We start from the raw sequence: 930 nt of genomic DNA, 5'->3' as shown, positions 1-930 counted from the left end.
TCGAAATGCTTTGATACACCGCCCGCACAATGTTTTCCCGGCGGTTTACAGGAATATTATAGCATAGTTTTGGGGGCCGCGCTATGGTCCTTTTTACTCCCCAAACCGGGGGCAAATTCTGCACAAAATCGGCTATCTTGAAATTGCACTTTCAAATCAAATTTGAGGAAATACCCGTAACATGAAAAGAAAGACGCACATTTTTGGAGAAATTATCCCAAAAATGTGCGTCAAAAGACTTTCGGAAAACTATATGCGGAGTTCCGCATAGAATACGCAGCGTCACGCCAGCATATAAGGCTCCAGCTCTTCCCAGGTGTCGATCTTCAGCTTTCGCTTGATCTGTGCCTGGTGCTTCTTTATGGTGGATGCCGACACCTTCATGTGGGCGGCAATTTCATCGGTCGTCCAGCCCCGCACCACCAGCATCGCCACCGCAAACTCTGTCGAAGTCAGGTTGTCCGCCACCTGGTGGCCGGTGTCCGGATTGTGGATCTGCCGCCAGCCCCAGGAAAACTGGCCGGTGATGTCGATGATCCGCCGGAAGTCCTCCGGCCATCTGGGCTTGATGACCGCCTCCAGCATCCCGCCCAGCAGGCCGTGGTGCTCGCCAAATCCCTCAATGAGATCGTCCGGCCGGGCCAGCGCCCAGGCGGCCAGGAGATGCTTCCGGGCAGTCTCTGTCTGTCTCATACTCATATAGTCCATGACCGCCATCAGATGCAGATAGATGGCAGTGATGGGGTACTGTTCGGCCCCCATGGCCAAGGTGGACTCCACGATGCCGATGCTCTGGGTATAGTTTTGATGGAGATAGAGGTAATGGGCCTGGACATACAGGGCGAAGGCCCGCAGACCTGTTGGCAGCAGAGGCAAAAACTCCTGGGTGGAGGGCAGGGACTCAGGCAGCGGCAGGTGGAGCAGTACAGC

1 protein-coding gene is annotated in these 930 nt (G+C 54.9%); it reads right to left on the bottom strand.

Annotation, left to right across the window (positions count from 1 at the left end; all coding sequences use genetic code 11):
* Positions 1-282 precede the first annotated feature (282 nt).
* A partial coding sequence (locus tag H6B31_RS16710; protein ID WP_204899528.1) for a helix-turn-helix transcriptional regulator occupies positions 283-930 on the bottom strand: 648 nt, incomplete at its 5' end.

This window comes from Pseudoflavonifractor capillosus (genome assembly GCF_016899775.1).
Classification (GTDB): domain Bacteria; phylum Bacillota; class Clostridia; order Oscillospirales; family Oscillospiraceae; genus Lawsonibacter.
This window is presented reverse-complemented; position numbering and strand designations above follow the sequence as displayed.